General features: G+C 63.9%; 12 protein-coding genes. 5 read left to right on the top strand and 7 right to left on the bottom strand.

Annotation, left to right across the window (positions count from 1 at the left end):
- Positions 1 to 123 precede the first annotated feature (123 nt).
- From AB4Z51_RS04355 to AB4Z51_RS04375, 5 genes are all read right to left on the bottom strand, one after another.
- A complete protein-coding gene (locus tag AB4Z51_RS04355; protein WP_441497084.1) occupies positions 124 to 1,521 on the bottom strand; it encodes a DUF1254 domain-containing protein in 1,398 nt (465 codons plus the stop codon).
- Positions 1,522 to 1,761: 240 nt separating this feature from the next.
- Positions 1,762 to 2,598 carry a hypothetical protein gene (locus tag AB4Z51_RS04360; protein ID WP_441497085.1) on the bottom strand — a complete coding sequence of 279 codons (837 nt, stop codon included), beginning with the start codon at positions 2,596 to 2,598 and terminating at the stop codon, positions 1,762 to 1,764.
- Positions 2,591 to 2,785, bottom strand: a complete 195-nt coding sequence (locus tag AB4Z51_RS04365) for a hypothetical protein (protein ID WP_441497086.1) — start codon at positions 2,783 to 2,785, stop codon at positions 2,591 to 2,593. The genes AB4Z51_RS04360 and AB4Z51_RS04365 overlap by 8 nt, the downstream gene beginning before the upstream one ends.
- 2 nt (positions 2,786 to 2,787) lie before the next feature.
- Positions 2,788 to 3,012 carry a hypothetical protein gene (locus AB4Z51_RS04370; protein ID WP_441497087.1) on the bottom strand — a complete coding sequence of 75 codons (225 nt, stop codon included), beginning with the start codon at positions 3,010 to 3,012 and terminating at the stop codon, positions 2,788 to 2,790.
- Positions 3,013 to 3,014: 2 nt separating this feature from the next.
- Positions 3,015 to 3,638 (bottom strand): hypothetical protein, encoded by a 624-nt coding sequence (locus AB4Z51_RS04375; RefSeq protein WP_441497088.1) that lies wholly within the window; start codon positions 3,636 to 3,638, stop codon positions 3,015 to 3,017.
- On the opposite strand from AB4Z51_RS04375, the gene AB4Z51_RS04380 reads away from it, so the two are divergent.
- From AB4Z51_RS04380 to AB4Z51_RS04400, 5 genes are all read left to right on the top strand, one after another.
- Positions 3,624 to 3,782: a hypothetical protein gene (locus tag AB4Z51_RS04380; RefSeq protein WP_441497089.1), complete on the top strand. Its 159-nt coding sequence runs from the start codon at positions 3,624 to 3,626 to the stop codon at positions 3,780 to 3,782. The two genes, AB4Z51_RS04375 and AB4Z51_RS04380, sit on opposite strands and share 15 nt — an antisense overlap.
- Entirely contained in the window at positions 3,779 to 4,333 is a 555-nt protein-coding gene (locus AB4Z51_RS04385) for a hypothetical protein (RefSeq protein WP_441497090.1), read from the top strand. Before AB4Z51_RS04380 ends, AB4Z51_RS04385 begins: the two co-directional genes overlap by 4 nt.
- A 1,838-nt stretch (positions 4,334 to 6,171) precedes the next feature.
- Positions 6,172 to 7,236, top strand: a complete 1,065-nt coding sequence (locus tag AB4Z51_RS04390) for a ketopantoate reductase family protein (RefSeq protein WP_441497091.1) — start codon at positions 6,172 to 6,174, stop codon at positions 7,234 to 7,236.
- Positions 7,237 to 7,478: 242 nt separating this feature from the next.
- A complete protein-coding gene (locus AB4Z51_RS04395) occupies positions 7,479 to 8,297 on the top strand; it encodes a YkgJ family cysteine cluster protein (RefSeq protein WP_063981257.1) in 819 nt (272 codons plus the stop codon).
- A gap of 105 nt (positions 8,298 to 8,402) precedes the next feature.
- Positions 8,403 to 9,914 (top strand): helicase HerA domain-containing protein, encoded by a 1,512-nt coding sequence (locus AB4Z51_RS04400; RefSeq protein WP_441497092.1) that lies wholly within the window; start codon positions 8,403 to 8,405, stop codon positions 9,912 to 9,914.
- Between the two features lie 6 nt (positions 9,915 to 9,920).
- On the opposite strand, the gene AB4Z51_RS04405 is transcribed toward AB4Z51_RS04400, so the two are convergent.
- Together AB4Z51_RS04405 and AB4Z51_RS04410 are read right to left on the bottom strand one after the other, a co-directional pair.
- A complete protein-coding gene (locus AB4Z51_RS04405; protein WP_441497093.1) occupies positions 9,921 to 12,236 on the bottom strand; it encodes a TonB-dependent receptor in 2,316 nt (771 codons plus the stop codon).
- Positions 12,217 to 13,290, bottom strand: a complete 1,074-nt coding sequence (locus AB4Z51_RS04410; RefSeq protein WP_441497094.1) for a HoxN/HupN/NixA family nickel/cobalt transporter — start codon at positions 13,288 to 13,290, stop codon at positions 12,217 to 12,219. Before AB4Z51_RS04410 ends, AB4Z51_RS04405 begins: the two co-directional genes overlap by 20 nt.
- Between the last annotated feature and the right edge of the window lie 16 nt (positions 13,291 to 13,306).

Consider the following 13,306-nt stretch of genomic DNA (forward strand, 5'->3'; position numbering starts at 1 on the left):
ACAATGCGGCCTGCCCAACTCGCTGATGTCCCATCATGATTCAGCCCTCTTGCAACGACTGAATCAGCGAATGTCAGCTCACGCAACCGAAGACTTTTTCAACAAAATCGGCCAAGAGCAGACTTACGGTACTCGCTTCACTCCCGGCAGTCGGTACGAACCGTCCAAGATGGGGGTTTGTGCCCCGTACAGCCGCATTGTCAAATTGAAGTTGCCAGCGGGTGCAGGAAGCCAGTTCGATTGCTTGTCCGGGCCGGGATTATCTTTTTGGATGTAGATTGTAACCGAACCGTCGCCACCCTTCTTCAATCCATCAGTCGTACTGCCGACGCTGTAGCGCTTGAAGTCATTCTCGATGAAGAACTCCTTCTCGTCGTACATGTTGAGGTTCCAGAACACCGACACGGGTGGGATTTTATCCTTGTCGAACTGAAGGACGTATTTGTTCGCGCCAGAGAGCGCAGCGCCCTGGTCGTCCACGCGGGTGTTTGGATAGAGAATTTCCTCTGGCACGTTTGCCCCCGTCAGGTTAGCCGCCATGGCTGCACGCAAGGCGTAGTCGAAACCGGCTCGCCCCCCACCCATCGTGTAGCCCCAGCCCCTGACGTTCTCAGCCGCGTTTGCGTAGGTGTCCTCGATGATCGCCGTTGCTGTCGTCGCCGCTCGTGCGAGACCGCGCTTGGTTGGCTCGTCGAGACTTTGCCAATCAAATCCGTTTGCGACACTGAGGCCGATCCGGTGAGCAGCGGCAACATCGGCGTCGCTGAAGTCGTCACTGCGCGATAGAAACGTCTTCATGCCGAAGCCGATCGTCTCGAACATGCGAAGAGCTTCGGGGGCCGTTGGCTTGAACTCAAAACGCGCGTACTCGTATTGTTTCGGGACTTCAAATCGCAGGCCCTGCTTCTCGAACACCGATAACGGCAGCGCAAGGAAACCCGCCTGAACCTCGCGGGCCGCAGGTAGGTCGGCGTCACCGTTGACGAACACACGGTTGGCGATCACGCCCAGTTGCGTACGGACCTTGATCTGCTTCATGCCCGAAGGTATTGCGCCGTGGAAGTCCGGCCCAGTGAGAAGAAACAACCCGGGTTCCGGTCCCTTACTGCCGCCGATGTTGTAGACGACCTGATCATAGTAGTCGCCAATCTGGACGATGTACCAGCGGCTCTGGCTGAGAGTAGGAACGCGAACGACAACCGGTTCGCTGCCGAGATCAGCACAGGTATAGCCGTCGATTGAGACATTGTTTGGCGTGTTGACGAACTTGTCCGCGGCCGTCTTCAGATTTGGGAACTTGCGGAAATAGTTGAGCCCGACAGCACCAGCCTTGAGCCCAGCATAGAGCGTGTGGATGTTGTCCACGAAAGGACGCCCCCAGATCGCTGTTCGAACGCCGATAGCGTAAGCGTGCTCTTCGCGCGCCTGGTCAGCTGGCATTTTGTTTGGTGGAGTTTGTGCAAGAGCTGGAACCGTCAAAAGGCAATTAAAAAGGAGGGCCGAGATTGCTAACTGTCTCATGGGAACGCTCCCGTTTTGACGTAAAGCGTAGGCGAACTGTGCGGCGGGTCAATATCCGGCTTGGGTCACAAACGGTAAGGCTCGGATCGAGCATACGATTTCTGCTTCGCACCTAAGAGGCGACATCTGCGCGTCAACGGAAGGCGCCTAAAACAATGGCCCCGACGACATTGCGTCAGGGCCATTGAAGATCATCAGGCCGGGTACGTCCGCCGCGCCATCCGATCGCAGATGGGCTGATTACCGCACGCAATCTGGTGCAGAATGTGGCACGGCTACAGTATCAGAGTGATCGCACGCGGCCCGAAAGCGTGCGGCCGCCAGTTCGCCCTTGCGCCAATCAGCGCGACGCTTGTGCTCAATCGCCAATGCTTTGCGGGCCTCCACCCCCCGAATGATCTCGTCGATCTCTGCGCCATCCAACGTACGCTTCATGCGCAGCACGGTGGACAACACGATCACGACGTCGCCATACGGCATCAGCACGTCGCGCGCGGCAACACCACAATGCGCGAGAAACGTTTCGATGGCTTCTTCGGTCTTGCAGATCAACCAAGCCAGCTCACGCGCCTGCCGGAGATCGTCGGCAGGCACGGCAGGGTCACCGTCGAGCACCATACGTTCCGCCGCCCGGCCCGCTAAAAATTCGATGCACTTAGCGTAGACGTTGGCGAAAACATCGCCCAAAGCACGACGATCCTCGCCAGCCTGCGGCATCTGCCGAGCAAGCGCATCGCGAACGTCGGAAGCATCGCCACGACCTTCCGCGAACGCCTCGGCATGTCCGACACCCCAGCACAAGCCTTCGTAACCGCGGCTAGTATCCGGGTTCACGGTGACCCCACCAACATCATGCCCAAGCAAGCGCGCACAGACGGCATGTCCCGCCTCGTGAATTGCGATGCGATGATCCTGCTCGCGCGTACGGCCGAGCGCCATCAGGAGTTCGTCATATTCGTCGATCTCCTCGTCAGGACCGCTGCCGTTAGCCTCGTTATGCGGCTTGCCGGCAGCGGCCCCCATTCCGGCGAGCGCGGGCTGGAGAACCCGCTCTTCAGCCGAAAATTGCTTATTCATAGCCAAGAACCTCCTTATGCCGGGCTTGCATTCGGGCGCGGATCGCGGCGATGACGGGATTGCGAACTCCGGCATGCCGCGCGATCAGTTCTGCGACGGACGCGGGAATACGATCCGACGTGCCAACCCAGCCATCGATGCGGGTCGTTATCGTATCAGGTGGCATCGTGATCTTCTGCCTACGCATGATCACATCCGCGGAGCGTCGATCTCGATCGTGCGCGTCTCCGCGCTTCGATCGATTTTGGTGAAGACGGCGGCACGCATGACGGGATCGACGTTCGGCGAGACCGCCTTCGGCTCCTCCGCAGCATCGAGATCGACGACATCCGGCGCGTTCGGCGTGAAATCACCACCGCGTGCGCCGCGAAGCTGAGCGCGGCGCGGATCGGTGGTCGGGATGGCGATGCGCATATTCAATGCTCGCTGTGCCGTCGTAACCGGCATGATTGCATCGGTCCACTGACCCGCAAACCGCTTGCGACCGTCATGGTCGGAAGCTCGGGTTCCGGTGCGACAACCGGCATAGGCAGAGGCTCCTGCGGCATCGCCTGCTGACCGCACCGAATTGCGTCAGGCATGGCTTTCAAGTCCGCGAGCGCGAAGTTGGCGGCGACTTCGATCTGGCCCATGGTGCTCTGGATGAAGCTCGCCATTTGGCCGGTCTCGAAATGCCAGCCGATCTCAGAAAGAGCGTCGGCAAGATCGCGCGACTTCTCAAGGTAGATCGGCAAGGCCGCCTCGATGGCAGTGACCTGCTTATGCAGCTTGTCCGCAGCATCAGCGCGCTTGATGCGCCCGCGTTCAGCTACAAGCTGGCGCCCTGCTTCGGCCTTGTCCTTCGCCAGAACAGCGAGTGCGTCGTCGATGCCCGTCAGCGCTGAAGCTGCCGTGTCCACAAGGCCCTGCAAATTGTCGAGAGCGCGCTGATCGTCGAGGTCGCCGGAAAGCAGCGCATGCTGGCGAGCCTTAATTGCCTCGTCCAAAGCGACCTGCGCGGTGGCGCGCTTGATAGCAAGCTGTTCATGCGAAACCCGCAACCCTTCATCGTCATCCAGAACGGCAAGCCGCTTTTCACCGTCCACGCCTATTCGATCGATCAGGCCCGCGCGATCGTCGCGGCCCGGCTCGCCGACACCAGCGGCATTCGCATCGTCGCGCAGGGCAAGGGGTCGCTGCGATGATCCCCGCCACCAAGAGCGGCCTCAACGCGATGACCTGCATCAGCGCGCTCCAGAAGGCGATCAGGCGCGGCCTTGAGCGCGAGGCGATGGAGTTCGCCGTAGAGCTGATCCACACCAGCAAGGCGATGCACAGCATGGTCTGCAATCGTCTCGAAGTGATTTGCCACGAAGACCTCGACACCATCGCGGCGCCATGGGTTTTGCCGTTCGTCGCGACGGCGCTGGCGCAGTCCAAGGAGCGCTACAGCAGCAAGATCGGTGAGGCCCGGCTGATGGTCGGCAACYGCATCAGGATCATGTGCAGGTCGCCGAAGTCCCGCGCGGGCTGTCACTTCGCCGCCGCGATCGGTCTCCGATCGATGCTGGAGGATTTTGCGCCGACGATCCCCGACTGGGCTCTCGACATGCACACGATGAAGGGCAAGGCGATGGGACGTGGCCTCGATCACTTCCGCAGCGAGGGCGCTAAGCTGGTCCCGCCGCCGACAGAGCCGGACCCTTTCGTAGACCAAGCCTATCGGTTGTGGGCGATCAAGCAGCAGAGTAAGTGAGCCGACACCTTCAGGTCACGCAGTTCACATTTACTCTGTGGAGACCTTCGTGGGCGTCCTAATCTCGCCAACTGTACCGCAGCGCGTGCAGAGGAACACGTGGACGACGACCTTTTCCGCCGCAATGAGAGTAGAGCGGGACCAGGCCATCTCGATGTTACAGGCACCGCAAATTGGCGCAGACAGGTGCTCTATTGAATGCCTGAGTATTTCCATGGAGCGTCGTTCGCCAGCAGGAACCTTTACTAGCATCCACTACGAATTTGGGTAGTCGCAAATTCAACTTCAGGACCAACTCGGGCTCAAACCTGCTCCGCGCTGTCACGATTATTGCAGTGCGACGTGGCGAGGTCAGCGACAGGAGCCGCGTGACGTCGTCCAAGGTGGCGCGCCACCTTTGTGTACGGATGGTCCATAATTTAGGCGAGTGTGATGATTTGGAAATATCCTCATACGAGGCGGTCGCGCGGTCCCCGCCTTTTCGACGCGCCCCAGAGGACCCGAGAAACCGACGGGCGCACACAAAAGAAAGGCCGCCTGCGTTGCCACAAGCGGCCCAAGTCTAGGGAGGAAACGCCCCAAGGAGGGCAGCGATAGCGGGAGCGCTACCGCATACCCTGTAGATAAGACGATCGCGATTGCGGCTCAATTGAACCCCGGTAAACGTCGGTCATCTAAAACGGGTAACGGACCTATACGAAGGTTTAGGCCGCTCGCCCGCCCCGGTCTCGCACCAGCGTTTCACCACCTCAGCGACTTCGAGCGCCGCACAATCCGTCGTCATCCATCGTCCGCGCACCGGGAGCGGTCGCACCGTCACCGCATCACGTCATCGCCGCGACACGGACCACGACAGCGGCAGCACGGCGACCGATAGCGGACGGGCATAGCGTCATCACCACGTCGAGCGCGCCAGCGTCACGACGGCGGCAGGCACCGACGACCGACACGCCACCGTCAACACGACAGGGACGGGACAGGCGATAGGACGGCAGGCACCACGCACCGCAGGCATCAGGAAGCGCTACAGCGCGCCGCCAGCGGCAGGGCCACAGGCACCGGAAACCCGCGTCAGCGCAGAGGGTGAAACTAGGGCCTATTAGGGCCCGGCAGGTTCGGGAGGGCCTTTAGTTGATCCGGAGGCAGACGGAATATGCCTACGTTTTCAGTCACTTCCGCCGCTTTCAACAGACCGAAGAAATAGCTGGCGGAAAGGACCACACGGTTTTGCCGTACGCACGGCCCGCCATTTCGCCGCAGTTTTTCCAGCCCTGTCGACGGAGCCGAAAACTTACAGACGAGACGAACCTGACAGCGCCGCTCATCCGGAACGAAGTCTTGGGCTCACGGAGAGCAATCCGCCCTGCCCTTGGCCTCTCGCGCCCGACGCTGCCGCGTCCACCGCAAGCCCGGCTCGCGACAGTGACGACACAAGATCGCCCCTCTTGGTGAGCCGGGATGGGCGACACATACGCCAATTCCGAATTTCGGTAAAGCGGAATATTTTCGCGTCTCGGGTTGACGCCCTCTCGGGTGTTTTGCCCGTCGGGCAACGAGAGCCCCGTCGCCCGGATGGAGCCAACGGGTCGACGCGAAGCGCCGCCCGATGACAGGTTCCGCGCAATCCGGGAAAAGCGCGGGCGCCGGACGAGCGGTCCCGGATCGGGCCGCGCTCCATCCGGGCGACCGATCACCGCACCCGCCCGGCAGTCCACCTTCCGCCTTGTATGCATTATCCCAGTTGCCATCCCCGCGGACTTCGCTTTACATGCCGGCAACTCGCCCGCGGATGACGGGCTGGGGCTCAAAAATCACACACATTTTCAAAGGGACGGAATATGGCGCGTAACATCCTGATTCTCGGGGCTTCCTACGGTTCCCTGCTGGGCACGAAGCTGCTGATGGCGGGCCATAACGTGTCCCTGGTCTGCCGCGCCAAGACTGCTGAGCTGATCAACCGTGACGGTACCGAGGTGCGCATCAAGCTGCGCGACGAGGCGGTGCACCGGGCGATCTTCTCGCGCGACCTGCCCGGCAAGCTCGACGCGGTGACGCCGGGCAATGTCGACCTCTCGCGCTACGACATGGTCGGCCTGGCAATGCAGGAGCCGCAATACACCAACCACACGGTCCGCGTTCTCATGGTCAAGATCGCCGCGGCGAAGCTGCCGTGCCTGTCGATCATGAACATGCCGCCGCTGCCCTACCTGAAGCGCATCCCGTCGCTCGCCGACATGGATCTCGAGGAGGCCTACACCAATGCGCAGGTGTGGGAGCGCTTCGAGCCCGGCCTGGTGACGCTGTGCTCGCCCGACCCGCAGGCCTTCCGTCCGCCGGAAGAAGCCGCCAACGTGCTTCATGTCGGCCTGCCCACGAATTTCAAGGCATCGGCCTTCGCCGACGAGAAGCACAACAAGGTGCTGCGCGAGCTCGAAGCCGACATCGACGCGGTGACGCTCGACGGTCACGACGTGCCGGTGAAGCTGAAAGTGTTCTCTTCGCTGTTCGTGCCGCTGGCGAAATGGTCGATGCTGCTGACCGGCAACTATCGCTGCATCACGCCGCACGAGCCGCAGTCGATCCGCGACGCCGTGCACGGCGATCTCGCGCGCTCGCAGACGATCTACGACCATGTCGACGCGATCGCCCGCCGTCTCGGCGCCGATCCGCAGGACCAGGTGCCGTTCGCGAAATACGCCAAGGCCGCCGAGAGCCTGCTCAAGCCGTCATCGGCCGCGCGCGCGGTCGCGAGCGGCGCGCCCTTCATCGAGCGCGTCGACCTGCTGGTGAAGCTGATCTCGCATCAGCTCGGCACCCCCAATGCCGAGATCGACCGCACGGTCGAGACCGTGGACCTGAAGCTGAACGAGAAGATCGTGCAGGGCGGATCTAGCGCGCAGTAGCAGCGTGCCGGCGCTGCCGTCATAGGTCGCGCCGGCCTGCACTGATCGAATTGTCGATGCAGATCGGATCGCCCCTGAGCATGGGCTTACAATTTGGCCCAATACGGGCGATCCTGCTCAGCAGTCCGTTTGCGTAAATCCCGCATACATGCGACTGCTAGCCGTCACGCGGGCGCCGATTTCCGCAGGTTCCGGGGCAGCGCGATGGCCGGATCGAAGGGCTGAAGAGCAAGTAGAAGACGATGGATCAGACGGCGTTGCAGGTCGCTCGCGCGGTGGAGGCCGGCGCGACGACGATGAAGGGGATCGTTGACGCGACCGGATTATCCCGCCTCAAGGTCGAGCGCGCGCTGAGCACGCTGGAGAAGCAAAAGCTCCTGGTCCGCGACGGCCAGGGTTTTCGCGCGACCGGCCTGCCGAAAACGGCGCCGCTGACCCGGCAGTGCGGATCGTGCAACGCCTGCTGCGATATCCTTGAAGTGGCCGCCGTCGACAAGCCGGTGAACCAGCTGTGCAGACACTGGCAGACGGGAACCGGGTGCACCATCTACGACCGCCGCCCGCAGATGTGCCGGTCGTTCGTCTGCGCCTGGCTGCAAGGTCATCTCGATGATGCGTGGTTTCCGGCGACGTCCGGCATCATCGTGCATTTCAGCCAGGACGCGGTCAACGTGACGGTCGACGACCACTGCCCCGATCGCTGGCGCGAGGAGCCTTATTTCAGCAAGCTCGTCGAATGGTCGCTGAACGGGATCAGGCGGATCGGTAACCGCGGCTACGCGACCCTCGTGGTCTCCGGCGAGAACCGGTTCCTGCTGCTCGGACGCACCATCGTTCCCGAGCCGACGCTGTTCGGAACGGCGTTCCTGCCGCTCACCACCGACACCTTCCGGTTCTGGCGCGCGACATCGCCCGAGCATCTGCAGCGGCTGCACGAGCGCATCGCCGAGATCGAGCGTATCCGGCAGGAATTCGGCTCCTGTGCGATCCCCGAGAACGAGGACGACGATCCGCAGGCGCCCTATCGGCCCGCACTTTTACGGCAATCGAATCACGCCTGAACTCCGCCGTGGGCAACACCGCATGATTCGCACGGTGCCGCTCGACGCGCCCCGGCCGGGTTGATAAGCCCCACTCCGCGAATGATGGGGACTTGAGTCGGGGACATGACAGTTGCGATCGAGATGGGGCAGACCACGGCAGGCGCCGCGGCCGCCATGGACCTCGAGGAACTGCTGGCGACCCGGCTCCTGGTGCAGGGCAATTCGGGCTCCGGCAAGTCGCATCTGTTGCGGCGGCTGCTCGAACAGAGCGCGCCCTGGGTGCAGCAGGCCATCATCGACCCCGAAGGCGACTTCGTCACGCTGGCCGAGCAATTCGGCCATCTGGTGATCGAGGCCGAGGATCACACCGAGCGCGGCCTTCAGGTCGCCGGCGAGCGCGCGCGGCTGCATCGCGTCTCCACCGTGCYCAATCTCGAAGGGCTGGACGCCGAGAACCAGATGCGGCGTGCCGCGGCGTTCCTCGGCGGCCTGTTCGACGTCGACCGCGATCACTGGTACCCGATGCTGGTGGTGGTCGACGAGGCGCAGCTGTTCGCGCCGGCGGTCGCCGGCGAGGTCTCGGACGAGGCGCGCAAGCTCTCTCTCGGCGCGATGACCAATCTGATGTGCCGCGGCCGCAAGCGTGGCCTCGCCGGCATCATCGCGACCCAGCGCCTGGCAAAACTCGCCAAGAATGTCGCGGCGGAAGCCTCCAATTTCCTGATGGGTCGGACCTTCCTCGACATCGACATGGCGCGCGCCGCCGACCTGCTCGGCATGGAGCGGCGGCAGGCCGAATCCTTTCGCGATCTCGAGCGCGGACAGTTCATGGCGCTCGGCCCGGCGCTGTCGCGACGCCCCCTGCGTTTGCATATCGGCCCGACCGACACCCACGCGCGCAATTCCACGCCGCGGCTGATGCCGATGCCGGAAGCCGCGCTCGAGGATATGCGCGCCGTGATCCTGGCCGCACCGCCGCCCGATGCCAGCCGCCCGCAGCGCCGGCCCGCGCCCGATCTGCTCGAGCAGCTCCGCGCCGCGAAGGCGGCCGCGCCGGAGATCCGGCCTGAGGTGGCCGAGGTGCCGATCAGCGCCGAGGAGCTCGCCGAGCGGCGCGAGCGCGTCGATCGTACGCTTCGCGCCGTGCTCGCCGAGCCCGATGCCGGCTTCCGCGCCGTCGGCGTGCTCTATCAGGAGTTCGTGGTCCGCTGCCGCATCGAGGGCCTCGGCTCCGCGGTGCCTGATCTGAACGAATTCCGCCGCATGCTGACACGCGCGCGCGCCGGGCTCGGCGCCGAGCATGCCGAGGACGACGTCTGGCAGGACGTGTCGCTGCGCGCCTCTATCCTGCCCGACGACATGCAGGGCGTGTTCATGATGATCGCACGCGCGGCGAAGGAAGGCTGGCCCTGCCCCGGCGACGCCGCGATCGCGCGTGCCTACGGCTCGCATTCGCTGCGCCGCGCCCAGCGCCTGCTCGGCTATATGGAGGAGCAGGGCCTGATCGTCTGCCAGCTCGACGGCGGCGGGCGCCGGATCGTGACGCTGGTGGAGCTGGCCTGGGCCACCGCGCCGGGCGATCCCAAYGGCGACGATCTGCCGGCGGAGCCGGTTCCGAGCGCGGCCTCGGCTTGAGATCGCCTAGAACGTCCCGGCGACAGTCAGGCGAAAGGTCAGCGGCTCGACCGGGTGCAGCACGTAATCCATCACGCCGTTCTGGCAGACCGCCGTCGGCGCGACGCCGCTGGTGCAGAGATTGTAGAGCGTGTCGGTCTTGAGCAGCGAGCCATAGGCATAAGTGATCTGGTTCGCCTGCGTGTTGAAAAGATTGAGCACGTCGAGCTGGATGCGCCAGCCATTGTCGATGCGATAGCCGAGGCGGCTGTTGAAGATGCTGGTCGCGGACGAGCGGAACGCATTGTCTTCGGTCAGCGGGCTCGACGCCAGATAGCGCCAGCGCAAAGTCCCGAACCAGCCGGTCTTCTCGCCGAGCGTGATGCCGGCCGATGCCACCATCGCCGGCGCATTCGGAATGTAGTTGCCGGGCGCATTGCCGATCTGCGCCTCGGGATAACCCGCGAGCGAGGCGTAGACCTCCGCCTGCTCGCTGTCAGTGCCGCGGAAGCGCGCATGCGTCATGGCGAGATCGGCATCGATGTCGATCCACGAGCGCGGGCGATAATGATTAGTCCACTCGAAACCGTAGCGGCGGCTGGCGCGGGTCGCCGAGGTATCGCCGGCATCGCCCGAGAACAGGATCTCGGAATCCTGGTCGAGGATGAAGAGGCTGAACGAGGTGTCGAGGCCGGGCACGATCTTGCTGCGGACGCCGACCTCCGCGCCTCTGGTGCGGACCAGCAGCGGCGACGGCGTAAGTCGCGTGGCGGGATCGCTCGGATTTTCCGTCGTGGTCGCACCGCGCGCGTCGTTCGAGTGCATGCCGGTGCCGGCGCCGAAGAAGAATTCGGTCTGGTTGAACGGGCCGAGCACCATGCGGAATTTCGGGCTGCCGAGCGCGGCGTCAGTGCGGCCGGAATTGTTGGCATTGAACAGCGAGGTGACGTCGGCCGCATAGTAATCGCCGCGCAGGCCGACAGTGGTCCTCAGCCAATCGGTCCAGCGCACGGTGTTTTCGGCATAAACACCGACGCTGCCCTCGCCGACCTTGTCGCTCCGAATGTTGGAGAGGAAGCCGCGCTGGAACGTGTTGCTCAGCGCCAGATCGATCGAATCATAGCGCGATTGCAGGCCAGTCGTGGTCTGCATCGGCAGTCCGGCGAACGACCCGTTCAGCGTGCGCGAGATGTTGGCGCCCGCCATCAGGCGGTCGTCGTGCTGGTGGAACTGGTCGCCGAGCACGGGATCGCGGAGGAAATAGGTGAAGTTGTTGAAGAGGTCGAGCTGGCTCTTCACGACATAAGCGTTGGCCTTCCACGACCCCACATCGTCGCTCTGCGCGATGCGGCCCGAGAGCGCAAAGCGGTTGGTGTTGCCGCCGTCGTTCGGATCTTCCGAGCCGAAGCGGTCGATAAAACCGGCGGCGATCGCACGCTGCGGCACCTGGTCGGTCGAATTCCATTTGTTCGCGTAGGCCATGCCGGTGATGGTCAGGCCATCGGTCGCGGTGCCCCGGCTGTAGCGCACGAGACCGTTCAGCTTGCGCACGTTGTCCGGATTTTCCCAGGGGCCATTGTAGGTGCCGAGCTCGCCGGCGACGAGCAGCGAACCGTCACCGACTTTCGCTGAGTCCATGCCGAGAAGACGACGATAGCCAAAGCTGCCGGCGGTCACCTGCGCGAGGCCCTTTTCGGTACGGTCGATCAGGCCGATGCGCACGCTGCCGACAGAGGCGAAATCGCTCTCGTCGGCGAAGTACGGCCCCTTGCGCACATCCATCGCGCTGATGGTTTCCGGGATCAGCCAGTTGAGATCGGCATAGCCCTGGCCATGCGCGTGGGTGCGCATGTTGACGGGGACGTCATCGACATAGATGGCGAGATCAGTGCCGTGGTCGAGATTGTAGCCGCGCAGAAAATACTGGTTGGCTTTGCCTTCGCCCGAATGCTGGGTCACGATCAACCCGGGCACGACTTCGAGCGCCTCACCAGGTCGCGCGAAAGGGCGCGCGTTGACCTCATCGCCGGAAACGGTGATCTCGCTCGCCATGCCTGGCGGGCCCTTTGCGCCGGAGGCGACGCTGCGGGCGTCCGAGGCCGGAGCCTGCGTCGGCTGAGCCACGTGACCGCGATTGGCCGGGACCGGCTTGCTGGCTCGCCGCGATGCGGGCAGTCTCTTGTGAGGCTTCGTCTCGCCGCCCGAGACCTCGATCGGCGGCAATTCGCGCGAGGCGCCACTGCTCTGCGCGAAGGCGCTGCCGTCATCCGCGAGAAGCATGATGGCCGAAAATGCCGTCAACGCTCCGCGACGACGGCCAGACTCAGGCCGCCTCGGTCGCATCGGCGCCCCGAAGTACATTCGCGCGGGACGCGGCGCCCGCAAACATGCGGCGATAGAGCAGGACCGAAACGAGCCAGGCGATCGCAAACAGCGCGATCACGGCGAAGCCGACATTGGCGAGCGACTCGTTGAGGCCGTCGACCAGCGTCCACACGCCACCGGTTAGGCCAAGCCGGTCGGCGATCAGGCCGAGCGCCTCGATGCCGCCGATCAACAGCGCCACCGCGACGGAGGCGCCGGTGATGGTGAGGTTGTACCAGAGCTTTCGCAGGGGATCGACGAAGGCCCAGCGATAGGCGCTGACCATCAGCGCCGAGTCGGCGGTGTCGACCAGCGCCATGCCCGACGCGAACAGCGCGGGAAAGACCATGACATCGATGAGCGAAGCGCCGCGCGCGGCTTCGGTCGCGGAGATGCTGAGCAGGCCGATCTCGGTCGCGGTGTCGAAGCCGAGCCCGAACAGGAACCCGAGCGGGAGCATGTGCCACGGCTTTGTCACCAGGCGGAACATCGGGCCGAGCAGGCGCGCCAGGAATCCACGGTTCGCCAGCAGCGCATCGAGCTGCGCGGCGTCGTGGATGCCCTGCGCGCGCGCGATGCGAAACGTCCGCCACAGGCCGACGAAGATGGCGAGATTGATGGCCGCGATCACGAGCAGGAACAGCGCCGACACCGATGTGCCGATGACGCCGCCGATATCCCTGAGCAGGCTGTCGCCGCCGAGGCTCACCACGCCGAGTGCCAGCAGCATGGTCGCGGCCACGACCACGGTGGAATGGCCGAGGGCGAAATAGAGGCCGACGCTGCGCGGCGCACCGCCCGCATGCATCAGCTTGCGCACGACATTGTCGATGGCGGCGATGTGGTCGGCATCGACGGCATGGCGGAGGCCAAACACCCAGGCCAGCAGCGCGGTCGCCATCACCGTCGGCCGGTCACCGAACGCCGCGAAGGCCCAGGCCCATGCGGCGACGTTGGCGGCGATGAGCCCGCCGAACAGCAACACGGTGGCGGGCTCCACCGCCCGTAGGGACCATTTCGTCACGACAATCATTCCGTTCGCACGCCCC

Source organism: Bradyrhizobium sp. 2TAF36, assembly GCF_052114925.1.
Lineage (GTDB): Bacteria > Pseudomonadota > Alphaproteobacteria > Rhizobiales > Xanthobacteraceae > Bradyrhizobium > Bradyrhizobium barranii.

Bases quoted from the DNA above. Each gene is read 5' to 3' on its own strand.
- AB4Z51_RS04395 (WP_063981257.1), top strand. From the start codon at position 7,479: ATGGATCAGACGGCGTTGCAGGTCGCTCGCGCGGTGGAGGCCGGCGCG.
- AB4Z51_RS04355 (WP_441497084.1), bottom strand. From the start codon at position 1,521: ATGAGACAGTTAGCAATCTCGGCCCTCCTTTTTAATTGCCTTTTGACG.
- AB4Z51_RS04360 (WP_441497085.1), bottom strand. From the start codon at position 2,598: ATGAATAAGCAATTTTCGGCTGAAGAGCGGGTTCTCCAGCCCGCGCTC.
- AB4Z51_RS04390 (WP_441497091.1), top strand. From the start codon at position 6,172: ATGGCGCGTAACATCCTGATTCTCGGGGCTTCCTACGGTTCCCTGCTG.
- AB4Z51_RS04380 (WP_441497089.1), top strand. From the start codon at position 3,624: ATGCGAAACCCGCAACCCTTCATCGTCATCCAGAACGGCAAGCCGCTT.
- AB4Z51_RS04405 (WP_441497093.1), bottom strand. From the start codon at position 12,236: ATGCGACCGAGGCGGCCTGAGTCTGGCCGTCGTCGCGGAGCGTTGACG.
- AB4Z51_RS04410 (WP_441497094.1), bottom strand. From the start codon at position 13,290: ATGATTGTCGTGACGAAATGGTCCCTACGGGCGGTGGAGCCCGCCACC.
- AB4Z51_RS04365 (WP_441497086.1), bottom strand. From the start codon at position 2,785: ATGCGTAGGCAGAAGATCACGATGCCACCTGATACGATAACGACCCGC.
- AB4Z51_RS04370 (WP_441497087.1), bottom strand. From the start codon at position 3,012: ATGCGCATCGCCATCCCGACCACCGATCCGCGCCGCGCTCAGCTTCGC.